Here is a 22,759-nt window from a genome sequence, read left to right on the forward strand (position 1 = left end):
TGATCCCGGTATCCGCTCCGAATACCGGGAGTTCTTGCGACGGGAGCGCCGCGACGCGTCAGGCGTGCTGGCGGCGGAGCGCGGTGAGCACGGTGCCGTTGGCGCCCGCCCATCCGCCGAGCGTCGCCGGGACGATGGGCGGAACACGATGGAACGTCGCTCGCTCCCGCACGTAGCGCTCGGCGAGCGTCACCAGATGATGCGGCGCCTGGGCGAGCCCGCCGCCGATCACGATGCCCCCGGGGTCCACGACGGCGCAGAGCGTGAGGATGGCTTCGGCCAGAGCCGACGAGGCACGGCGCACGATCGCGGTCGCCGCGCCGTCGCCCGCCGCGAACGCGTCGAGCAGCGCCTCCGGTCCACCGCGGCCACCGGCATCCGCCCACGCCGCATCGAGCGCGGGGGCTCCGATGATGGTCTCCAGGCACCCGCGGCGACCGCACGAGCACTCGCCGCCCATCGGGTCGATCGTGACGTGTCCGAGCTCCCCCGCCGACCCGTGGGCACCCGTGACGACCCGCCCGTCGACCACGTGCGCGCCGGCGATCCCGGTGCCGAGGGCCAGCACGAAGATGTCATCGATGCCGGCGCCCGCGCCCCACGAGGCCTCGGCGACCGCCGCCGCGTGCCCGTCGTTGATCACGTCGACCGGCACGCCGAGCGCGGACTCGAGCTGGCGTCCGAGGGGGGCCCCGTCGAGCGCGGGGATGTTGGTCGACCGGATGACGACGCCGTTCTCCTCGTCCACGATGCCGGGGATCGAGAGCACGAGGCGGGCCAGGGAGTGCTCGCCCGTCACCGTCTCCGCGATGGCCGCCAGCGCCTCGGCCGGCGAGGCGGTGGGCGTCGCGTTCCTGCCGCGCGCGAGCGGCGTCGGCGGCTGCGACATCGACGCGTCGGCGCTGGCGAGGAGGTGCTTGACGCTGGACCCGCCGACGTCGAGCCCCAGCACGACCGCGGCGCCGCGGTCGCCCGTCCTGCCCCTGCTCCTGTGCGCGTCGGAGGCGAGCGCCGTCACGGGGCGGTCACCCGGGCGGCCGCTCGGGCCTCCCGTCGCAGCGCCTGCTTGTCCGGATCGGGCACGGGGACCGAGGCCAGGAGGCGACGGCTGTAGGGATGCTGTGGAGCCAGGAGCACGTCGTCGGCCGAACCGGTCTCGACGATCTCGCCCTTCAGCATCACGGCCACCCGGTCGGAGATCTCGTGCACGACCGCGAGGTCGTGGCTGATGAAGAGGCAGGCGAAGTGCATCTTCTCCTGCAGGTCGCGCAGCACCTCGAGCACCGCGGCCTGCACCGAGACGTCGAGGGCCGAGGTCGGCTCGTCGGCGATGATGAGCTCCGGCTCCAGGGCGATGGCGCGGGCGAGGCCGATGCGCTGACGCTGTCCGCCCGAGAGCTCGTGCGGGTACCTGGTCGCGTAGTTCGCGGGGAGTTCGACGGCGTCGAGCAGCTCGGCCACGCGGGTGCGGCGCTGCGCGGCGGTCGTCGGCATCTTCCGCCGCTGCACGAGCATCGGCTCGGAGATCGCCTCTCCCACCGTCATGCGCGGGTCGAGGCTCGACCCCGGGTCCTGGAAGATCGCTCCGACCCTGCCGCGCAGCTCGCGCTCACGCCGCCCGGAGACGCCGCCGCGGCCGACCTTCTCGCCGAACAGCGTCATCCCACCGCTCGACAGCGGCAGCAGCCCGAGGGCAGCGCGGCCGAGCGTCGACTTGCCCGAGCCGGACTCGCCGACGAGACCGACGATCTCACCGGGGGCGATGCTCAGGCTCACGCCGTCGAGCGCGAGGAACGGCCGTCCGCCGCGACGGTAGGTCACGCTGGCGGCATCCAGTTCGAGCACGGCGTCGGCGAGCTCGCGCTCGGGCTCCCGCTCCACGACGCTCGCGGCGTCGGGCAGCGAGGGCACGGCGCTGAGGAGCTTCTTCGTGTAGTCCTCTCGAGGCGCGGTGAGCACGGTGCGGGTGTCGCCGACCTCGACCATCGTGCCGCGGAACATCACGGCGACCCGGTCGGCGATGTCCGCCACGACGCCCATGTTGTGCGTGACGAGGAGGAACGCGGTACCCGATTCGGCTGCGAGGCCGCGGATGAGGTCGAGGATCTCCGCCTGCACCGTCACGTCGAGCGCGGTCGTCGGCTCGTCGGCGATGATCAGCTGCGGCTCGCACGAGAGGGCGATGGCGATGACGACGCGCTGACGCTGACCGCCGGACAGCTCGTGCGGATAGCTCTTCGCCCGCCGAGACGGATCGGGGATGCCGACGCGTCCGAGCATCTCGACCGCGCGCTCCCACGCGTCGGCCTTCGACACGCCGCCGTGGTTGAGGATCGCCTCGGTGATCTGATCGCCGATGCGCATGCTCGGGTTGAGCGCGGTCATCGGCTCCTGGAACACCATCGAGATCTCGGCGCCGCGGATGCCGTTCATCTCGGCTTCCCTGAGCGGAAGGAGCTCTCGTCCGGCGAGCCGGATCGAGCCGGTGACGGCGGCCGTGCGCGGCAGCAGCTTGAGGATGGCCATCGCCGTGACGGACTTGCCCGAGCCGGACTCGCCGACCAGCGCGAGCACCTCACCGGGGCGGACCTCGAGGTCGATGCCCTTGACGGCATCCACGGCGCCGTCCTCGGTGCGGAACGTGACCTTCAGATCGGAGATCTCCAGCAGTGCGTCGCTCATGCGGCACGCCCCTTCACGTCGAAGAAGTCACGGAGCCCGTCGCCGATGCTGTTGAACGCGCAGACCGTGAGCACGATGCAGAAGCCTGCGGGGAAGATCAGCCACCAGGCGCCCGCGTACGTGTACGTGATGCCGCTCGTGAGCATGGCGCCCCAGTCGGTGGCCGGCTTCTGCAGCCCCATGCCGAGGAACGAGATGTAGGCGACGAGCAGGATGGCGTCGGCGACCTGGAACGTCGCGTTCACGACGATCGTGCCGACCGTGTTGGGCACGATGTGCTTGAGCACCGCGCGGGAGTGGGTGCCGCCCATGGCCCGCAGCGCCAGCACGTACTCTCGCGACTTCAGCGAGATCGATTCGGCGCGCACCAGACGCGCGGGGACGAGCCAGGACACCAGCCCGATGACGCAGATCATCAGCGGGACGCTCGGACGCAGGATCGCGGAGAGGATCAGCAGCAGGAAGGTCGCGGGGATCGCGATGCCCGCGTCGACGACGCGCATCATCACGGTGTCCACCGCGCCGCCCACGTACCCGGCGATCGCTCCCCAGAGGGTGCCGATCACGGTCGCGAGAACCCCGGCCGCGAGCCCGATGAGGATCGAGATCTGCCCGCCGACCATGAGGCGACCGAGCACGTCGTAGCCGACGTCGTCCGTGCCGAGGGGGTGCCCGGCCGAGCCGGGAGGCAGCATCGTGCTGCGCAGATCGGTGTGGATCTGATCGGTCGGATGGATCAGCGGCCCCACGAAGCAGAAGAGCAGGAACAGGGCGATGGTCACGATCCCGAAGACCGCGAGCTTGTTCTGCAGGAAGCGGCGCATGCCGCGCTGGCGCGGGGTCAGCGTGCGCATCACGATGGTCGTCGTGCTCACGAGAGCTCCTCTCGGGTGCGCGGATCGAGCAGCGCCTGGATGATGTCGGCGAGCAGCGATCCGATGACCGTCGCGAGCGCGATCACCAGGATGCAGCCGATCAGCACGGGGTAGTCGGAGGTCTGCGCCGAGGTCCAGAACAGCAGGCCCATGCCGGGGTAGTTGAAGAGCGATTCGACGACGATCATGCCGCCGAACATGACCGGCAGGTAGTAGCCGAGCATGGCGATCACGGGGGTCAGGGAGTTGCGCACCACGTGACGGGTGATCACCACGGGGATCGGCGTGCCCTTCGCCCTGGCGGTGCGGACGTAGTCCTCGGAGAGGTTGTCGATGGTCGCGGAGCGCATGTAGCGGGAGAACGTCGCGATGATGCCGAGCGCCGCGGTCAGCACCGGCAGCACGAGACCCGCCGGATTCGCCAGCACCTCGCCGACGGTCTCGCCCTGCGGCGCCTGTGCCGGCACGAGCCGCAGCCACTGGGCGAACACGATCACCAGGATGAGCCCGAGGAAGAACGACGGGGTCGAGTAGATGATGAAGTTCCAGGTGGTCAGCGCGTAGTCGGCCGCCTTGCCGCGGCGCACGGCCTGGAAGATGCCCATCGGGATCGCGATGATCAGAGCGAAGATCATCGAGATCAGCGCGAGGATCAGCGTCTTCGGCAGGCGCTGGCCGATGGCGTCGGCCACGGGGCGGTTCAGCTTGAACGAGTCGCCGAGGTCGCCCTGGACCAGCTGCCCGAGGAAGTTGAGGTACTGCTGCCACAGGGGCAGATCGAAGCCGTTCTCCTTGTTGAAGGCATCGATCTGCTCCTGCGAAGCCTGCATGCCGAGGATGCCGGCTGCCGGCCCCTGCGGCATGGCGAGGTGGAGCAGCGCGAACACGATCAGCGTCACGATGAGGATGACGATCACGCCCTGGCCGACCCGTCGCAACAGGTACCACCAGAACCGCGGGCCGCCGGCCCTCTCCTTCTTCTGCTGCGCGTTCTGCGCCGCTTCCACCACGCTCATGTCACCTACTCGTTACTTGGCCCAGGACCAGCGCTGCGGCAGGAACGACGCGCCCGGGTCCTGGTGGGCGATGTCGAGTCCGTCGCGGACGACGGAGACCTGGTAGACCGGGTTCGGCATCCACATGACCGGGAGGTCGGTGGCGAGGAACGCGGAGTACTTCTTCGCGATCTCGGGGTCGGTCGAGAAGGCCATCGCCTGCACGAGCTCCTCCGCCTCGGGGTTGTCGTACTGGCCCGCGTTCCACTTGGTGTCCTTCGCGAAGACGCGCTCACCGGTGGCGTAGGGCGGGAAGTACCAGCTGCCGGCCGTGCCGAAGAAGACGAGCTCCCACGTGCACGCGCTGCCGGTCTTGCACTCCTGCGCCTGGGTGAGGACGGTGTCCAGCGGCTTGGAGTCGATCGTCATCTTGACGCCGATCTTGCCGAGCGAGGACTGGATCTCCGCCATCATGTTGTCGGTCTCCTGCGAGCCGTTCTGCGTGGTGACGACGATCTCCGCCTTCGCACCGGCGGCGATACCCTCACCGCACTGGTCCTCGCCCGCGCCCGCCTCGGCGCACTCGAGGGTGCCGTCGGCCCCCTTGACCCAGCCGTGGTCGGTGAACAGCTTCTCGGCCTTCTTCAGGTCGAACGGGTACGGGTTGTCCTTCTGCACGTCGGAGAGTCCGTTGGAGTCCGCCGTCTGCGGGATGGGACCGTAGTCGGGCGTCGCGGCGCCGTGCCAGACGACGTCGGAGATGCTCTCCTGGTCGACGGCGTGCTGCAGCGCCTGGCGCACGTAGAGCTGCTTGTAGAAGGAGCCCTTCTCGGGGTTGGCGAAGTTGTAGGGCATGTACGTGATCGACCAGCCGGCCCACGGCTCGATGCTGTAGCCGAGGTCGGTGAACTGCTTCTCGTTGGTGAGCTGCGAGCTGGTCACGTAGCCGTAGTCGACGTCACCGGAGCGCACGACGTTCATCTCGGCGTCCGCCGAGGTGAACGGCAGGAACTTGACGTTGTCGATGCTCGGCTTGTCCTCGCCGGTGTACTTCTTGTTGGCGGTGAGCTCCACGAGGCCCGAGTCCGACCAGCTCTTCACCGTGTAGGGACCGGCGACGGTCTTCCACAGGTCGTTCGAGGCGTAGGTCTTCATGTCCTCCGCCTCGGAGAAGAGGTAGTCCAGCACGTCGGCCGCGCCCGCGGCGTCGCGGTCGTGATCGCCGATCTCGCCGTCCGCACTCGTCTTGTCCCACACGTGCTGGGGCATCGGGTACATGAGGCTGAGCTGGTTGCCGAGGAGGAACTCCTCGTTGTACACCTTGTCCATCGTCAGCGAGAACGTCTTGTCGTCGACGGTCGTGAACTCGACGATGTTGTCGGGCATCAGGCCGGCCGAGTAGCCGCCGGTCTTCTCGCCGTTGAAGCGCACGAGGTTGTACCAGAACTCGACGTCGCGCGAGGTGACGGGCGTGCCGTCCGACCAGTCGAGGTCGTTCAGCGTGATGGTGATGGTCTTACGGTCCTCCGAAAACTCGTAGGACTTCGCTGCGGACGCCTTCTTGTCCCAGCCCATCTCACCGTCGACGCCGTTGTACTCGAACAGACGCGGCCACATCGTCGCCTTGATGGCGCTGTTGTGCGTGGCCATCTTGTCGGGAGACGAGATCGGCAGGATCCAGTTGGGACCCGTTCCCACCTGGAGCGCGAAGCTGACCGTGTCCTTCTCGCTCGCCGTGCCGTCGCTCGTGGCTCCGGCCTGGCAGGCGGTCAGGGCGAGCGTCGCGACGGCGAGCGCACCCAGGGGGGCGAGCAGCCTGCGACGCAGCGACTGAGATCGCATGTAAACCTCCTCGTTCACCGCCTCGTCACCGAAGCGTTCGTCCAATTTAAGACGCACTTTGAATCATGCACGAACTAAGTTAGTCACAAAAGTCGATCTTGTTACGTTTGAGTAACTAACTTGCTTCGCTGTCGAAACAAAGAGGAACGGCCCTCGTCATCCCACCATCTCGGCGGTCAGGTCGGGCGCGGCGTCGAACGCGTCGAACGGATGCATCGGCCGCTGGATGCGGTGGTGCCCGAGGCGCTCGAGGTCCTGGTCGACGCCGCCGGGGGTGAGCGCCAGCGTCCATCCGCGCATGATGGCGTAGAGCTCAGGCTCCAGGTAGCCGATCTTCGTGACGACGATCTGCGCCGCGACCGGGTCGAGTCCGATCGAGGTGAAGTCGGAGACGTCGTGGTACGCCTTGCGGTACTCGGTGACGATCACGTGGAGCCCGCCGACCCGGATCACGGCGATGCCGCCCGCATCCTCATCGCCCTCGTGCAGGCTGTGCAGCACGCCGTCGACCAGGACCGGCCCGTGCGGACCGCTGTCGACGCACGCGCCCACCTCGACAGACACCCGCTCACCCACCGTGCAGCCGCGAAGGATGTCCAGCGCGCCCTTGTCGAACACCGACGCGCACAGCGTCACCGGCGCATCGTCCGCGGTGAGCTCGGGCTTCTGGAGCAGCTGGGCGAGCGTCCAGGTCACGTCGCCCGTGCCGCCCGCGCCGGGATTGTCACCCGAATCGCTGATGAAGTACGGGGTGTTGGTCGCGGCCAGCCCGGCAGCGACCCCCTCGTCGAGCGTGCCGGGAGGGCCCACGAACTCGAAGTCGTCGCGCACGTCCCAGAACGCGCGACCGAGCTCCGACGCGGCGGCGGACGTCGCCTCGTCATCGGTGCCGGTCACGACGACCGTGGCGTGGCAGCGGGGCTCGTCGGCCCAGGCGTAGCCGATCCAGATCGCCGCGTCGGTGACGCCGGGGCGCGACTCGATCTCGGGGATGCGGGCATAGAGTCTCCTGGCGGGCTCCACCCGGGTGCTGGTCTTCTCCCCGGGCAGCAGGATGGGCACGCGCACCCAGGCGCGACGCGGGGTGACGCCGCTCTCGAGCGCCTCGACCAGGTTGCGGATGGCGCGGTCGCGGGTCTCCCACGTGTCCTCGTGCGGGGCCAGTCGGTAGCACGTGATGATGTCGACGTTCTCGATCAGGGCACGCGACACGTTGCCGTGCAGATCCATCGATGCCGAGACGACGACGTCCGCGCCGATCACTTCACGGATCGCGGTGATCAGGTCGCCCTCGGCATCGTCCATGCCCACCACGCTCATCGCCCCGTGGATGTCGAAGAAGAGACCGTCGAGCCGCCCGCCGTCGGCCACGAGTTCGCGCAGCCCGTCGCAGATGCGCGCCTTGATGGCGTCGTACACCTCGCGCAGCACCGCGCCGCCGGGGATCGACCGGGCGTAGTACACCGGCAGCCACTCGGCCCTGTCCGTGAGCTCTCCGTCGCGCAGCGCGTCGTAGCGCATGACGAGGTCGTCGCCCTCGATGCGGAGGAAGTCCCGCTCGCCTGCTCGGTGCGGCGAGAAGGTGCTGGACTCGATGGCCATGCCGGCGATGGCGATACGCGGGAGCGGTGAGGTCTCGGTCATACTCCGAGTCTAGAGTCGCTCTCGAATCAAGATGAGCCACTTGCTGCTACCGGCATCCGACTTACGCCGATGATCGAACTACTGGGCGACGAGACGCAGCTCCTCGTCGATTCCGGCGGGGTCGAGCAGCCGCTCCAGCAGCTCCCAGGCGACGCCGCGGGCACCCGCCAACGCGCCGGCGCGGCTCACTCCGATCTCCAGAGCGTCCGTCGACATCGGGAGGCAGAGGGTGAACAGCGCCTGTCGCACCCCCGCCACGAAGGCATCGGCCGTGGCGAGACGCCCGCCCAGAGCGAGAGCCTGGGGGTTGAAGAAGTTGATGATCGTCGCGAGCACCTCGCCCGTGCGGGCACCCGCCTCCCGCAGAGCGGAGGTCGCCTTCGGGTGCGCGTCCTGCGCCAGCGCCAGCACGTCGTCGAGCGTCTCCACCGCCGCACCCGCTTCTCGCAGCGCATCGACGATCGCCGCCCCGCTCGCGACCACGTCGAGGCAGCCGACCCGACCGCACGAGCAGATGATGGGCGGCGCGTTGTGCAGGGCGACGTGGCTGATGTCGCCCGCCACCCCGCGGAAGCCGCGGTAGACCGCACCGTCGAGGATGATCCCGCAGCCGATGCCGCTGCCCGCCTTCACGAACACCAGCTGCTCCTGCTCGCCGCCGCGCTCGATGAACTCGCCGACGGCCATCGCGTTCGCGTCGTTGTCGATGAGGAAGGGGAGCCCCGTGGTCTTTCCGAGGACCTCGCCGACGTCGACGCCGTTCCAGCCCGGCATCCGCATCGGCGCGAGCAGGCGCGAGGTGCGCGAATCCACGGGACCGGGGAGGCTCATCGCGATGCCCTCGATCGTGAGGCCGCCGTGGTCCTCCGCCAGTCCGCGAGCGTGCTCCCACACCTGGTTCACGACGCTTTCGACACCGTCGAGGAGCGACACCCGGGCGACGGTCGAGGCGACGACCTCCGCCCGACGATCGAAGAGCGCGACGGTCGCGTGCTGCTCGCCGAGATCGACGCCGACGACGACGCTGCCCCCGGCCTTCACCGTGAGCACGCGGGGCCTCCGACCGCCGCGCGACACGCCCTCGCCGTTCTCCTCGATGTAGTCGTGGGCGATCAGCGCCTCGATCCGGAGCGCGACGGTCGACGGGGAGAGCCCGGTCAGCCGGGCGAGGTCGGCGCGCGACTGCGCCGCTCCCGTGCGCACGAGCCGGAAGATCTCACCCTCGGAGAATGCGGTCTGGGTCGCCGGCGCCACGGTGTCCTCGAATCATCTTGTTTCGGTGGTCAAACAAAGATACTCCCAGGACCGCACAGTGTCACCCCGTACGACACGGGGTGACACACGTGTTCAGGCGATGCCGCCGCCGTCGACCACCAGGGCCGAACCCGTGACGTAGGAGGAGTCGTCGCTCGCGAGCCAGACGACGGCCTGGGCGACCTCGCTCGGCTGCCCCATGCGGCGCAGCGGGCGATCGGCGGCCTCCGCGAGGAACGACGCCGGGTCCTGCCCGAGCTGACGGGCCTCGTCGCTCAGCATCCCGGTGTTCACATCGCCGGGGTTGACCGAGTTGACCCGGATGCCGGCGGGGCCGTGGTCGATCGCGAGCGCGCGGGTCATGTTCACGACCGCACCCTTCGAGGCGCAGTAGGAGATCGCCTGGCCACCGCCCTTGAGCCCCCAGCCGGAGCCCGTGTTGATGATCGAGCCGCCGCCAGCGGCCTCCATGATCGGCACGACGTGCTTGCACATGAGGAAGATCGAGCGCACGTTCACGCCGAACACGCGATCCCACTCCTCGACGGTCGTCTCCACGGCGGTCGTGCGGCGGATGATGCCGGCGTTGTTGAAGACGACGTTCACGCCCCCGAGCTCTGCGACGGTCGTGGCGATGACGCGCTCGATGTCGGCCTCGCTGGCGACGTCGGCGGCGATCGCGACCGCGGCTCCTCCGGCCGCGCGGATCTCGGCGGCGACGGCCTCCGCGGCCTCGGCGTTCAGATCGACGACGGCGACCGCCGCCCCCTCCGCGGCGAGCGCGAGCGACGTGGCGCGGCCGATGCCGCCCGCGCCGCCGGTGACGATGGCCTTCTTGTTCTCGAGACGCATGATGTTCCTTTCAGAGGGTGTGGGAAGAGGCGACGGCGTACAGGCTGCTGGTGCCGACGCCGGTGGTGATGCGCACGTGGCCGGAGAGGCGCGCGTCGAGCGCGGCGTCTCCGGTGTCGACCAGCAGCGGACGTCCGCGCAGGTCGATGATCTTCTGCTCGGGGGCCACGACCATCAGAGGCTCGTCGCCGAGGGAGCGGATGACGGATGCCGAGAGCTGCTGATTGCCCCGGCCGAGCAGGAACCCCTGGCCGCCGATCACGGTGACGACGGCCTGGGCGGGCCCCGCGGCGGTCTCGGCGAGAAGCTGCTGCTCGCTCGCGCCCGCCACCGTGACGGCGCCGTCGAGCACGACGTCGACGCCGAGCGGGGTGACGACGACCCCGAGCTGACGGGCGACCTCGGCCGTGGTGCCGCCGGGGCCGAGCAGGTAGCGGACACCTGGCCGCATGCGCGCGACGGCGCCTCTCGCCGCGGCCTCGACGGCGGCGGCCTCGCTCGCCGGGGTCGGCGCCTTGCGGGCCTGGGTGCGGCCGCGGCGCACCGGAACCCGCAGGAATCCGTGCAGCACCGGGTCGACGCGTGCGCGCCGCAGCGCGGCCTCGTCGATGTCGAGCACCTCGCGCTCCTCGGTCGGCAGCACGCCCTGCGCCACCCAGTCGGCGGCGATCGCCCCCGCGGCGGCCGGGCTCACGGCGAACACCGGCGAGTACATCTTCACTCCGGCCGGGATGCCGAGCACCGCCGGCATCCGTCGCGCGTCCGAGACACCGAGCCCCGCGACGGCGTCCCGCAGCGTCCCGTCTCCGCCCACGACGAGGATCAGTTCCGCGCCCGCCCTCGCCACCGCCTCCACGGCACGCGCCGTGTCCGCGGCATCCGTGTCCTCGGTGTCGCCGTCGAGCGAGTACACGACACGCGGCACCAGGGCGGCGGCGCGCACGGCGTCGGCGCCCATCGGGCCGGCGGCGGTCAGCACCTCGAGGGACGGATGCCGGGCGGCCAGCACCGCGAGAGCGGCGGCCGTGCGCTCCTGCACGCGCGAACGGGCGCCGCGCGCGAGGGCGAGGCGCTGCACGTCCGCGCCGTCGGAGCCGGCGAGGCCCGCGGGCCCGCCGACTCCGGCGACGGGGTTGACGACCAGTCCGATCACGTCGCGTCAGGCCTGCGCGGCCAGCTCCGCCGCATACTTGCGCTGGTACGCCCGCCAGGTGATGGCCCAGCGCTCGGGGTCGTCGAGGTCGTCGTGATGCGTGTGGTGCACGGTCTGGTTGTGCGGGGCCGTGCGCACGACCTCCGGGGTCTCCCTGGCCTCGCGCGCCACCTCGGCGAGCGTGGCCGCGTACTCCTCCAGCTCCGCCTTCGAGTACGACTCCGTGGGTTCGAGCGTGAACGGCTGCGGCACCACGTAGGGGTGGTGGCTCGTCCAGTAGTGCATCCCGAAGTCGGTCATGCGGACGCCGATCTCCTCCGACGAGACGCCGGTCTCCTCGAACAGCTCTTCCCACGAGTAGCGCACCTGCTCGATGCGGCGGCGGCCGGTGGCATAGGGGGCGGAGGCCCCGGGGATCGCCAGCACGAGCGACATCAGGTAGTTGTTGTTCAGCACCGCGGTCTCGGCGGCGGCGAGCAGACCGGGGGCGCCGAGCGCCATGATCCACGAGTACGCCTTCACGAGCGCGGGGATGACGCCGTAGAACGGGGCCACCGCGCCGATGGACTGCTCGCCCGCCTCGGCGACGGCGAACGTCCCGTCGTCCTCCCGCACCACACGAGGTCCGGGGAGGAAGGGCGCGAGCGCCGCCGAGACCGCGTTGGCGCCGGAGCCAGGTCCGCCGCAGCCGTGCGGCGTGCCGAAGGTCTTGTGCAGGTTGAAGTGGCACACGTCGAAGCCGGCGTCACGGGCGCGGGTGATCCCGAGGATGCCGTTGGCGTTGGCCTGGTCGTAGGAGGCGAGGGCGCCCACGGCGTGCGCGGCATCCACCCACTCGCGGATGGCCGGGTTGTAGATGCCGGTGTCCTCAGGGTTGGTGACCATGATCGCCGCCGTGCGGGGGGACAGCGCGGCCTTCAGCGCGTCGAGCGAGGGGTAGCCGTCGGCATCCGGGTAGACCGTGATGACCTCGTAGCCCGCGGCCTTCGCGGCCGCCGCGTTCGACGGGTGGCTGAAGATCGTGGTGATGACCTCGCGGCGCTGCTCGCCCTCGCCGTTGGCCTCGTGGAATCTGCGGATCATGGCGATGTTCGACCAGATCGCGGCGGATCCGCCCTGGGTGTGCAGGGAGACCTCGTCCATGCCGGAGATCTCGGCGAGCATCCGCTCCAGCTGCCAGAGGATCTCCAGCACGCCCTGGGCGTCGGCCGGGTCCTGATGCGGGTGCATCGCGGTGATCTGCGGGGCGCCGGCGAGCTGGTCGTTGATCTTGGGCGCGTACTTCATGGTGCACGTGCCCTGGCCGATGTCGACGTTGAAGTCGGCGCCGAGGTTCTCCTGCGACAGCCGCAGGTAGTGCTTGAGCACGCGCATCTGGCCCATCTCGGGGAGCTTCGCGGCCGACGGGCGACGCAGGGATACCGGGAGCTCCGCGACCACGTCTCCGACGGCCTCGCGGATGCCGGGCTCGACCTGCGAGACGAGCACTCCGCGCTCGCCCGGGGTGGACAGCTCGAAGATGATCGGCTCGTCCCAGCGGGCCTGCTGGAAGCGCCGCAGCGCGGGCTTCGGGGCGACGGGAAGGGTCACTTCGACTCCTCGATGACGGTGGCGGATGCGGTGACGGATGCGGTGACCTCGGCGAGCGCCGCGGCCAGGGTGTCGATGTCGGCCTGGGTGGTGAGCTCGGTGACGCACACCAGCAGCCGGCGCTCGCCCACGACGACGCCGGGCTCGATGCCCTTCGCCCGCAGCGCGGAGACGACATCGGATGCCGGGATCGGCAGGGTCACGGTGAACTCGCGCAGGTGCACGGCGTCGTCGTCGAGCGCGACGCCGGGGATCGCGGCGAGCGTCTGCTGCGCGTAGCGGGTGCGGGCGAGGAGGGTCTCGCCGAGCTCGGCCATGCCGGCGGGGCCCATGAGGGCGAGGTAGACGCCGGCGGCGATGCCCCAGAGGGCGGCGGCCGTGCCGACCCACTCCTTGCCGTCTTCGCGGTGGGCGAAGGAGGTGCGGTCGTAGGCGACGTCGCCGAATCCGTACTCGCCGGGGACGTCGGTGGACTCCAGCCCGAAGAGCCGCGAGGGCATCTCCATCACGAACGTCGGGTCGTCGTGCACGGCGATGAATCCGCCGTGGGCGCCGCCGAACCACTGGTGCAGGCCGAGCGACTGGATGTCACCGGTGACGATGTCGGCGCCGTGCAGTGACGGCGGGGTGAGGATGCCGTAGCCGATCGGGTCGGTGCCGACGACGACCACGGCGCCGGCGGCGTGCGCGGCATCCGCGATCTCCTGCAGCGAGGCCTCGACGGCGCCCGTGACACTGGGCGTCTCGACCCAGACAGCCGCGACGTCGTCGCCGAGCGCGGCGCGGAGCGCGGCGACGTCGGCCGTGCCGTTCACCGTGGGCACGTGCTCGAGGGCGAGGTGCGCGCGGACGTAGTCGTGCACCTTCGACAGCTTCGCCGGCAGCACGTCGCTGACGACGAGCACACGGGGCCGCCCGGTGATGCGGCCCGACATGGTGAGGCCGGTCGCGGTGGCCTGGTAGCCGTCGTAGGTGGGGACGTTCACGACGTCCATCTCCAGCAGCTCGGCCATCAGCGACTGGTACTGGAACAGCGCCTGGAAGCGGCCGTGGTCCTCGTAGGGCTCACCGGCGTAGGCGGTGAGGAACTCGCTGCGGCCGATGACCTCGTCGACGACGGCCGGCACGTAGTGGTTGTAGACGCCGGCGCCGAGGAAGCTCAGGCGCTCCTGCGTGGAGCGGTTCCTGGCGAGCAGCCCGCGCACGTGACGCGCGAGATCCTGCTCCGCCACGAGCGGCGCCGGCAGGTCGAGCGGGCGGCCGAGGCGCAGGGACTCCGGCACGTCGGCGTAGAACTCGGAGACGTCGGCGGCGCCGACGGCGGCGAGCATCGCGGCCCGCGACTCCGGCGCCGTGTTGGGGATGTACGGATGCACGAACGGCTCGGTCATGCGTCCTCCTTCGCGGTCGGGATGAGGGTGGAGAAGGGGATGGTCTCTGCGCGGGGCGCCGCGAGCACGGCGACGCCGTAGCGGCCGAGGTCGAGGCGGCCGGAGTGGCGGATGCCGGTGAGCAGGTCGGTCGCGTCTCCGGGGAGCGCAAACGCCACCGGACTCTGCCCGTGGTTCAGGTAGAACGTGTAGTCGGTGGTCTCGTCGGCGCGGGTGACGACCTCGACGTCCACATCGGTGTCGTCGCGGGCGGGGAGGCCGGCGCCGATCAGCACGTCGCGGAACACCGGCAGCATGCTGTCGTGCTCGAGCATGGCGCTGAGGTACCAGGCCGCGCCGGCTCCGACCGGGCGCCGGGTCACGGCGGGGAGCCCGGCGAGCTCGCCGGAGGAGTACGCACCGCGCACCTCGACGTCGGCATCCGCCTCGATCCATTCGCTCCAGCTGGGCGCCGTGAGCGTCTCGCCGGCGTAGTCGACCGTCTCGGTCAGTCCGTCGGCGATCGGCCACTGCTCGTCGACCTCGACGCCGAGGAGGTCGCGCAGCAGGCCTGGCGCGCCGCCGTCGTGCACCTTCTCCGTCGCGTCGACGACACCCGAGAAGGGGCCGACCACGAGGTGCCCTCCGCGCTCGACGAAGGCGCGGAGCGCATCGGCCTGCGGCTGCTCGATGATGTAGAGGTTCGGCACCACGACCACGTCGTAGTCGTCGAACGGTCCCGTGGCGCGAACGGCATCCGTCGGCTGGCCGAGCGTGTGGAGCGCGCGGTGCCAGGCCCGGGCCTGCTGCGCCCACTGCAGGCGCTGTGAGGGGAGGGATTCGAGGGCGCTGGAGCCCCACCAGGAATCCCAGTCGACGACGAGCGCGACCCGGGAGCGCACGCGGGTGCCGCGCACGGGCTCCAGCTTCTTCAGCTCGAGTCCGAGCGCCCTGGTCTCCTGGAAGCTGCGTGACTTCTCGCCGCGGTGGCCGAGCATCGACGAGTGGAACTTCTCCTGGCCGTACTTGGCCTGGCGCCACTGGAAGAACATCACCGCATCCGACCCGTGCGCAACGGCCTGCAGGCTCTCGACGCGGATCTTGCCTGGCGCCTTGGGCACGTTGACGTCACGCCAGCTGGTGGCGGATGCCGACGACTCCAGCAGCAGCCACGGCTGTCCGCCCTTGAGCGAGCGCATGAGCCCGTAGTTCAGGGCGGCGCCGACGTGCGAGGTCGGGTCGGCGGGTTCGGGGTAGGCGTCGTCGGTCACGACGTCCTCCGCCGCGGCGAAGTCCCAGTAGTCGAGGTCGCGGAACATGCTCATGAAGTTCGTCGTCACGGCGATGTCGGGGGTGACCTCGCGCAGCACGTCGATCTCGATCTGGAACAGCTCCAGGAGGGCGTCGGAGGAGAACCGCTCGAAGTCGAGGAGCTTGGTGGGGTTGATCGGCCCCGGCGCCTTCTTCGGGGTCTCGATGTGGTCCCAGGAGGTGTAGCGCTGACCCCACACGTTCACGCCCCACGCCTCGTTGAGTCCGTCGAGGTCGCCGTAGCGGTCCTCCAGCCAGCGGCGGAAGTGAGCGGCCGATTCGGGGCACCAGCAGCGCGAGGTGTGGTCGCCGTACTCGTTCGAGATGTGCCACAGGGCGAGCCCGGGGTGCTCGCCGTAGCGCTCGGCCATGGCGCGCGTCATCCGTGCGACGTTCTCGCGCCAGACGGGAGACGAGGGGCAGTACGTCTGGCGGGAGCCGAACTCCAGCCGGTGCCCGTCGGCATCCCAGGGCGCCATCTCGGGGTGGGCGCGCAGCAGCCAGGAGGGCGGCGTCGCTGTGGCGGTGGCCAGGTCGATGCGGATGCCGGCCTCGTGGAGCAGGTCGATGATGCGGTCGAGCCATCCCCAGTCGTAGACGCCGGGCTCCGGCTCCAGCTGCGGCCAGCTGAAGATCGGCAGGCTGACCATGTTCACGCCGGCCTCGCGCATCAGGCGGATGTCCTCATGCCACGTCTCCTCCGACCACTGGTCGGGGTTGTAGTCGCCGCCGTAGGCGAGCGCGTCGATGCGGACGCGTCGGATCGGCTGGTCGGATGCGGGCACGAGGGCTCCTCTCTGAGTCATCTGCGGCGGACTCTGGTGCAATTCCCCTGTCCGCTGTATTCTGTATACACCACAGTAGATCGTCGTACCGGAGCCGTCAACCCATAGGCTGACGGGCAGGGCGACGCAGAAGGGGGATGCCATCCATGGCCATCGAACGCAAGAATCTGCGCTCCCAGGTCCGCGAGGAACTCCTCGCACGGATGCGGGCCGGGCTCGTGCAGCCCGGCGAGGGCATCAACGAGGTGCAGCTCGCCGGTGAACTCGGAGTCAGCCGCACGCCCCTTCGCGAAGCACTGATCGCCCTGGAGTCCGAGGGGCAGATCGAGAGCGAGAACGGCAAGGGCTTCCGGTTCGTGCCGCTCAGCGCCTCGGAGTTCCGCGACCTCGCCCCCGTCATGGCGGCTCTCGAGAGCCTGGCCCTCGAGCTCAGTCCGCTCGACGAGCTGCAGGCCATCGGCGCGCGGCTCAAGGAGATGGCCGACGCGTTCGCCGACGAGCTCGTCGAGCACCAGCTCGTCATCACCAAGGACGACGAGTGGCACAGTCTCATGCTGTCGGCGTGCCCGAACCAGCGGCTCCTCGACGTGATCGAGAGCGTGCGCAGCTCCTTCCACCGGTACGAGTCGCTGCTGGTCCCCGAAGACGTCAAGGTCGAGCGCGTCGCCGCGGAGCACGCCGAGATCGCGAGGCAGCTCGCCGCCGGTGACGTCCCCGCCGCCGTCAGCGCCCTCAAGCTGAACTGGATGCACGGCATGCAGCGCATCCTCGACAACGCGTCGAGCTCGTACTTCACGGCGTAGCCCGGCATCCGCGCTCCCGTCGCGAAAGATCCCGGAATGGCGACGTCATGGCGGGATCTTCTGCGACGGGAGCGCTGAGTCTAGCCCGACAGGCGGACGGCGAGGTCGATGAACAGCGCAGCCGACCAGCCGAACGCCGTGGTCGCGCGCTCAGCCTTGAGCCCTGTGTGCGGGTTGAAGTACTCGTGCGGGCCGCCGCCGTGGATCACGAGGGCGACGGTCTGCTCGCGCAGCTCCCGCGCGCGCTCCGGGTACCCGGATGCCTCGAGCCCCTCGGCCACGAGCACGCTCGTGTTGACCCAGATCGGTCCCCGCCACATCCGCTCCGGCGAGAAGTCGGGGTCGGATGCCGCCACGGTGGGCAGGCCCCACTCCAGGGCGAACCGGGACGGATCGTCGACGGCCGCGCGCAGCGCCTCGGAGACGGGGGCCGGGAGCGTGCCGGTGAGCAGCGGAAGGAGTCCGACGACCGTGTCGCTGTGCAGCACCTCGCCGCCAGGGGCGCCGAGCGCTCCGGGGATCGCCCCACCGCCGTACGCGAGGAACCGGCTCTCCTCCGACGACCACATCGTCAGCAGGAGCTCCTGCGTGCGGGCCGCGCGCTCGCGGAAGCGCGTGACATCGACGCCGGGCTCGTACCGCTCCAGGAGCGCCGCGATCTCGAGGTCCTGCCGCACGAGATAGGCGCCGAGGTCGGGAGCCGCCGTCGGCAGCGGTCCGTCGAAGATGGGGCTGTCGTCGAGGCCGGAGGAGTAGGGATGCCCGTACTCCGGCATCCCGTCGTGATCGAGGTCGCTGCCCGCGAACCACCAGTCCTGCGAGCGGATGACACGGGCGAGCTGGGTGCGCGCGTAGTCGGGGTCGTCCTGCACCGCGAGCACCGTGCGCAGCGCCCAGGCCGCGAGCGGAGGCTTGGTCAGCGGCACCGGCGCGCTCGGGTCGGCGATCTGCGACCCTGCCCTGCGCAGGTTCGCGCGATCGCTCTCGGGCAGGTCGTCGCTCGTCGCGAGCACCCCGAGCTCGTGCACGACGTCGGGCAGCTGACCGTCGGGCTGCGGGAACCGGAACGCGAGGTCGAGCTGCTCGCGCGCCAGCTCCGGGTCGCCGTGACGCAGGCCGACCGCGATGAAGTAGGCGTCCCACTGCCACAGCCCCACGTAGCCGATCTTCGACGGGACGATCGCGCGGGCATCGCCCAGCGACGGCAGCTCGACGATGTTCGCTCCGAGCACCCACCAGCAGAACGCGGTCATCTCCTGCAGGTCGTCGCGCACGATCGGGCACGTCGCGAACCACTCGTCCCAGACGGATGCCGTGGCCGTGAGCGCGCCCGCGTGGCCCCCGCTCTCCACGGAGACGGTGCGGTCGGCCGCGATGCGCAGCCGGATGCCGTCGCCCAGCGGATGCTCCTCGACGGAGCCGTCCGGCCGCGCCAGGCGCACGCGCACGCCCGGCGCTCCGCCGAGGCTCAACGCCGATGGGCCGTCGAAGGTGAGCGTGGCGTCACCCTCGAACCGCACGCGCCCAGGCAGCACGTCGGCCACCGGAAGCACCGCGCCCTCGGCATCCGTCACGACGATCGCATCCAGCACCCGGCACTCCGACAGCCGCTTCTCGTACTCCGAGGTGTGCACGCGCACGCCGTCTCCGTGCTCCGCGCGGAACACGAGCACGCGCGAACGCGGCAGGGTGAAGGGCGCGGAGACGAGGTCGAGATGGCGGCCGGCGAGGGCGGCCAGGTCGGCGGCATCCGTCATGTCATCGTCCTCCGAGGCCCGAGGCGGCCATGCTGTTCAGGATCTTGCGCTGACCGATCACGAACACGATCAGCATCGGCACGGTGGCGATCGCGGACGCCGCCATCACGAGCCCGTAGTTGACCGAGCCCTGCTGGCTCTGGAACGCCTGCAGCAGCAGCGGCACGGTGAAGAGATCGGGCGTGTTCAGCAGCACCAGCGGGAACAGGAACGAGTTCCACACGTCGAGGGCGACGATGATGCTGAGCGCGGCGAGGCCCGGCTTGAGGTTGGGCAGCACGACGCTCCAGAAGGTGCGCCAGCGTCCGGCGCCGTCGACGAGGGCCGCCTCCTCGAGCTCCCGCGGGAGCGCGAGGACGAACTGCCTCATGAGGAACACCGCGAAGGGGTTCGCCATCATGCCGGGGACGATCAGTGCGAGGTGCGAGTCGACCCAGCCGAGCTGCGACATCAGCAGGTAGAACGGGATGAGCGTCACCTGCTTGGGGATCATCTGCGTCGCGAGGAACACGACGAAGAGGATCCTGCTGCCGCGGAACCGGATGCGGGCGAACGCGTACCCCGCCATCGCGGAGGTCAGCAGCGTGCCGACGACCACGAGGACGGCGATGTACGCGCTGTTGAGGTAAGCCTGCCCGAACGGCACCGCGTTCCACGCCGTCGTGTAGTTGTCGAACGTCCACGGGTCGGGGAGGAACTGCAGCGGGTTCTTCAGGAGCTGCGACAGCGACTTGAACGACGTCAGCAGCATCCAGATGAACGGGAAGACCATCGCGATGCCCGCGACGGCGAGCACCACGTGCAGCAGGGTCGCGCCGATCCGACGGCGGGCGCGGTCGGCGCCGGGTCCGCCGCGTCCGCGCGAGCGGTAGCCCGGAGCGGTGAGCGCGACCGTCGACCCCGTCGGAGGGGCCTGCCGGGTGAGGGAGGGGGTCTGGGAAGTCATGCCGGGTCATCCTCGTAGTGGACGAACTTCTTCTGCGCGGCGAACTGGATGCCCGTGATCACGAGGGTGATGAGCAGCAGGATCACACTGGCCGCGCTCGACAGGCCGAACTCGAACTTCGTGAAGCCGAGATCGAAGATGTGGAACACGATCGTGCGGGTCGCGTTGTCGGGTCCCGCGTTCTGCACGAGCACGTAGACGGTGTCGAAGGTCTGCAGCGACGAGATGAAGGCGACGATCGACGAGAAGAACACGATGGGCGAGAGCAGCGGGAGGCGGATGCTGGTGAACAGCCGCCACGGGCCCGCCCCGTCGATGCGGGCGGCCTCGATGACAGAGGGTGAGATGTTCTGCAGACCGGCGAGGAAGATCACCACGTTGAGGCCCATCGACGACCAGATGGTGACGATGCAGACGGCGAGGAGGGCGAGCTTCGGATCCTGCAGCCAGTCGGGGGGTGCGATGCCGAAGATCTTCGAGATCGCGGTGGAGAGCACGCCGTCTGCGCGGAACATCTGCTGCCAGATCATCGCGACCGCGACGGTCGACGTGACCACCGGCGCGAAGAACAGCACGAGGTACAGCGTGCGGGTCTTGAGCTTCTCCAGAGCGATCGCGACGATCACCGCGAGCGCGAGCCCGATGGGCACCGTGATGATCGCGATGAGGAGGGTGTTGAGGATGGCGCGTCCGAGCAGCGGGTCGGACAGCTGGTCGGCGAAGTTGGCGAAGCCCACCCATTCGAGGTCGCTCAGCCCGTCCCACGAGGCGAAGGCGAGCACCATGCTCCCCAGGAACGGCAGCACGACGAACAGCCCCATGCCGATCAGCTGAGGGCCGACGAAGACGTAGCCCCAGCGGCGGTCGCGCCGGCGCCAGGCCGCCTCCTTGCGCAGGGGCAGGGCGGATGCCGCAGGGGTGGCCTGCGGCATCCGTCCGTTGTCGGTGAGCGTGGACACTCCTACTTCTCCGACCGATCCTTGACGAGGCTCGCGACGTTGTCGAGCGCGGCCTTCGCGTCTTCCTTGCCCTCGTAGAGCTTGAGGAGCTCGTCGGCGATGTCGACCGGCAGGCCGGGGACGGCCGCCTCGGCGGGGTAGTCCTCGAAGCCGATGTCGCGCATGTCGAGGAAGGTCTGCGCGTGCGCCGGGTACCCGTCTTCGAGCACGACGTCGTCGGCGCCCTTGATCGACGGGACCGCGTTGCCGCCGCCCTGCAGGCGGAAGGTCTGCCCCTCGGCCGAGAGGAACTCGGTCCAGAACGTGAACGCCGCGTCCTTCACCTTGGTCTTGCCGTTGATCGCGAGGAACGACGTGGCGACGCCGGTCGGGGCGGCTTTTCCGTCGGGGGTCGGCCACGGCGCGATGTCGTAGCTGGCCTCCTCTCCGGTCGCCTTCACGGTGCCGATCGTGTACCGGCCCTGCACGAAGAAGCCGGCCTTGTGGGTCACGAACACGCTGTCCGCTCCGGCGCCGTCCGGCAGGCTGTCGGCGACCACGAAGGTGCCGTCCTGGAACAGGTCGCCGAACTGCTGCATCGCGTCGACCGCGGCGGAGTCCTTGTTCGCCGTGAACTCCCCGGAGTCGCTGTACGGCGCGTCGACGCCCTGCGAGGAGAGCCAGCTCCAGTGGGTCGCCCAGTAGTTCCAGTACATCGTGCCGGTGAGGCCGGCGTCGTGGAGCTTGGCGTTCATCTCGAGGAACTTGTCGGTCGTCCACTCCCCGTTCTCGGCGAGCGTCGCGGGGTCCTCGGTGATGCCGGCGGTGGCGAGGGCCTGCTTGTCGTACCAGAACACGTCGGGGTTGGAGTCGTTCGGGGCGGCGTAGGTCTCACCGTCCTTCTCGGCGGCGCCGAAGAGGCCGGGGAAGAAGTCGTCCTTCTTGGTCTTGCTGTCCTTCGAGTCCATGAGGTCGTTCAGCGGCATCAGGCGCTTCGAGTCGACGAACTGGCCGATCTTGTCGTCGCCGACGTAGAAGACGTCGGGGGCGGTGTTGCTGGTGAGCTGCGCGAGCAGCTTGGAGTGGTAGTCGCCGTAGCTGGCGACCGGCTGCAGCTTGACCTTGATGTCGGGATGCCGCTTCATGAAGTCCTTGTTGAACTCCTCGTAGCGGGTGAGTTCGTCGGCCGTGCCCCACGTGGACCACACGACGGTCGCGGTGCCGTCTGCCGAGACGCCCCCGCCCCCGCCCCCGCCGCTGCACGCGGCGAGCCCCAGGACCAGGGCTCCGGCGGCCCCCACTGCCAGATACCGCGTCACCTTCGCTCGTGCCATCTCGCTACCTCTTTCGTCATCGGAAGATCGTGTCGGGAACCCCTCAGGGCATACTCGTATTCTGTATACAGAACGCAGATGTGTCAAGAGACACCCCTCTTCCCCGGGGCATCGAGATCATCTCGTGACGTCGCGCGGAGTGGGCTTCAATGGGTGCATGAGCGCACCCGATCCGCACCTCCTCGGCCCCGGACTCCTGCCGACCCCGTTCACCGCCGCCCAGATCCGCGACGCCACGGGACCCGGCAAGACCATCCGCATCCGCATCGACCTGCCCGACGGCACGACGGCCACGAGGGTCAACCGGTTCAGCGAGACGGATGCCGACGGCGCCACCCTCGAGCGCTGGTCGCTCGCCGACCGCTCCGACCTGTCTGCGGACCGCGTGACGTGGCTCGACCTGCAGCGGCACGCCGCCTTCGACGCCGCGACGACGACCGTCTCGTCAGAATCGCTGACGACCCCGCTCGGCGAGGTCGAGTGCCTGCGGTACGACACCGAGGACGGCACGTTCTGGTTCTCCCTCGCCCACCCGGGGATGCCGGTGCAGTACGAGTCCGACGGCGTGCGCACGACCGTGGTCGACATCGAACGCAACCCCCGGGCGAACGTCGCACCTCCGGCGTAG

Annotated in this window: 18 protein-coding genes; 2 read left to right on the forward strand and 16 right to left on the reverse strand. The window is 69.8% G+C overall.

Features of this window, described 5'->3' with window-relative positions:
• Positions 1–58: 58 nt before the first annotated feature.
• From LC438_RS17185 to LC438_RS17240, 12 genes are all read right to left on the reverse strand, one after another.
• Positions 59–1,018, reverse strand: coding sequence for an ROK family protein (locus LC438_RS17185; protein WP_105673137.1), 960 nt, complete (start codon positions 1,016–1,018; stop codon positions 59–61).
• On the reverse strand, positions 1,015–2,682 hold the full coding sequence (locus LC438_RS17190) for an ABC transporter ATP-binding protein (protein WP_223587299.1): 1,668 nt from the start codon (positions 2,680–2,682) through the stop codon (positions 1,015–1,017). The genes LC438_RS17185 and LC438_RS17190 overlap by 4 nt, the downstream gene beginning before the upstream one ends.
• Positions 2,679–3,557 carry an ABC transporter permease gene (locus tag LC438_RS17195; protein ID WP_223587300.1) on the reverse strand — a complete coding sequence of 293 codons (879 nt, stop codon included), beginning with the start codon at positions 3,555–3,557 and terminating at the stop codon, positions 2,679–2,681. The genes LC438_RS17190 and LC438_RS17195 overlap by 4 nt, the downstream gene beginning before the upstream one ends.
• Positions 3,554–4,573 carry an ABC transporter permease gene (locus LC438_RS17200; RefSeq protein ID WP_223587301.1) on the reverse strand — a complete coding sequence of 340 codons (1,020 nt, stop codon included), beginning with the start codon at positions 4,571–4,573 and terminating at the stop codon, positions 3,554–3,556. Before LC438_RS17200 ends, LC438_RS17195 begins: the two co-directional genes overlap by 4 nt.
• Before the next feature lie 12 nt (positions 4,574–4,585).
• Positions 4,586–6,394 carry a peptide ABC transporter substrate-binding protein gene (locus tag LC438_RS17205; protein ID WP_105673236.1) on the reverse strand — a complete coding sequence of 603 codons (1,809 nt, stop codon included), beginning with the start codon at positions 6,392–6,394 and terminating at the stop codon, positions 4,586–4,588.
• Positions 6,395–6,550: 156 nt separating this feature from the next.
• The gene (locus LC438_RS17210) at positions 6,551–8,038 is read right to left on the reverse strand and encodes a M81 family metallopeptidase (protein ID WP_223587302.1); all 1,488 of its coding nucleotides are present in this window, start codon (positions 8,036–8,038) and stop codon (positions 6,551–6,553) included.
• A gap of 78 nt (positions 8,039–8,116) precedes the next feature.
• Entirely contained in the window at positions 8,117–9,292 is a 1,176-nt protein-coding gene (locus LC438_RS17215) for an ROK family transcriptional regulator (RefSeq protein ID WP_105673133.1), read from the reverse strand.
• Positions 9,293–9,385: 93 nt separating this feature from the next.
• Complete coding sequence (locus LC438_RS17220) at positions 9,386–10,144, reverse strand: SDR family NAD(P)-dependent oxidoreductase (RefSeq protein ID WP_105673132.1); 759 nt, start codon at positions 10,142–10,144, stop codon at positions 9,386–9,388.
• 10 nt (positions 10,145–10,154) lie between these two features.
• Entirely contained in the window at positions 10,155–11,297 is a 1,143-nt protein-coding gene (locus LC438_RS17225; RefSeq protein WP_223587303.1) for an ATP-NAD kinase family protein, read from the reverse strand.
• 6 nt (positions 11,298–11,303) lie between these two features.
• Positions 11,304–12,887: an aminomethyl-transferring glycine dehydrogenase subunit GcvPB gene (gene gcvPB / locus LC438_RS17230; RefSeq protein WP_223587304.1), complete on the reverse strand. Its 1,584-nt coding sequence runs from the start codon at positions 12,885–12,887 to the stop codon at positions 11,304–11,306.
• Positions 12,884–14,278 carry an aminomethyl-transferring glycine dehydrogenase subunit GcvPA gene (gene gcvPA / locus LC438_RS17235; RefSeq protein ID WP_223587305.1) on the reverse strand — a complete coding sequence of 465 codons (1,395 nt, stop codon included), beginning with the start codon at positions 14,276–14,278 and terminating at the stop codon, positions 12,884–12,886. Before gcvPA ends, gcvPB begins: the two co-directional genes overlap by 4 nt.
• Positions 14,275–16,353 (reverse strand): beta-galactosidase, encoded by a 2,079-nt coding sequence (locus tag LC438_RS17240; protein ID WP_223587306.1) that lies wholly within the window; start codon positions 16,351–16,353, stop codon positions 14,275–14,277. Before LC438_RS17240 ends, gcvPA begins: the two co-directional genes overlap by 4 nt.
• Positions 16,354–16,499: 146 nt before the next feature.
• On the opposite strand from LC438_RS17240, the gene LC438_RS17245 reads away from it, so the two are divergent.
• The gene (locus LC438_RS17245) at positions 16,500–17,156 is read left to right on the forward strand and encodes a GntR family transcriptional regulator (protein ID WP_223587307.1); all 657 of its coding nucleotides are present in this window, start codon (positions 16,500–16,502) and stop codon (positions 17,154–17,156) included.
• Positions 17,157–17,236: 80 nt separating this feature from the next.
• On the opposite strand, the gene LC438_RS17250 is transcribed toward LC438_RS17245, so the two are convergent.
• Genes LC438_RS17250 through LC438_RS17265 form a run of 4 tightly spaced genes read right to left on the reverse strand, consistent with a single transcriptional unit; the run spans position 17,237 to position 22,131 of the window.
• The gene (locus tag LC438_RS17250) at positions 17,237–18,913 is read right to left on the reverse strand and encodes an amylo-alpha-1,6-glucosidase (RefSeq protein ID WP_223587308.1); all 1,677 of its coding nucleotides are present in this window, start codon (positions 18,911–18,913) and stop codon (positions 17,237–17,239) included.
• A 1-nt stretch (position 18,914) separates the two neighbouring features.
• Entirely contained in the window at positions 18,915–19,859 is a 945-nt protein-coding gene (locus LC438_RS17255; RefSeq protein ID WP_105673125.1) for a carbohydrate ABC transporter permease, read from the reverse strand.
• Positions 19,856–20,818 (reverse strand): carbohydrate ABC transporter permease, encoded by a 963-nt coding sequence (locus tag LC438_RS17260; protein WP_105673124.1) that lies wholly within the window; start codon positions 20,816–20,818, stop codon positions 19,856–19,858. The genes LC438_RS17255 and LC438_RS17260 overlap by 4 nt, the downstream gene beginning before the upstream one ends.
• Before the next feature lie 2 nt (positions 20,819–20,820).
• Entirely contained in the window at positions 20,821–22,131 is a 1,311-nt protein-coding gene (locus tag LC438_RS17265; protein ID WP_223587309.1) for an ABC transporter substrate-binding protein, read from the reverse strand.
• A 157-nt stretch (positions 22,132–22,288) separates the two neighbouring features.
• On the opposite strand from LC438_RS17265, the gene LC438_RS17270 reads away from it, so the two are divergent.
• Positions 22,289–22,759 carry a hypothetical protein gene (locus LC438_RS17270; RefSeq protein ID WP_223587310.1) on the forward strand — a complete coding sequence of 157 codons (471 nt, stop codon included), beginning with the start codon at positions 22,289–22,291 and terminating at the stop codon, positions 22,757–22,759.

This window comes from Microbacterium sp. OVT16B (genome assembly GCF_019969705.1).
Taxonomy (GTDB): domain Bacteria; phylum Actinomycetota; class Actinomycetes; order Actinomycetales; family Microbacteriaceae; genus Microbacterium; species Microbacterium natoriense.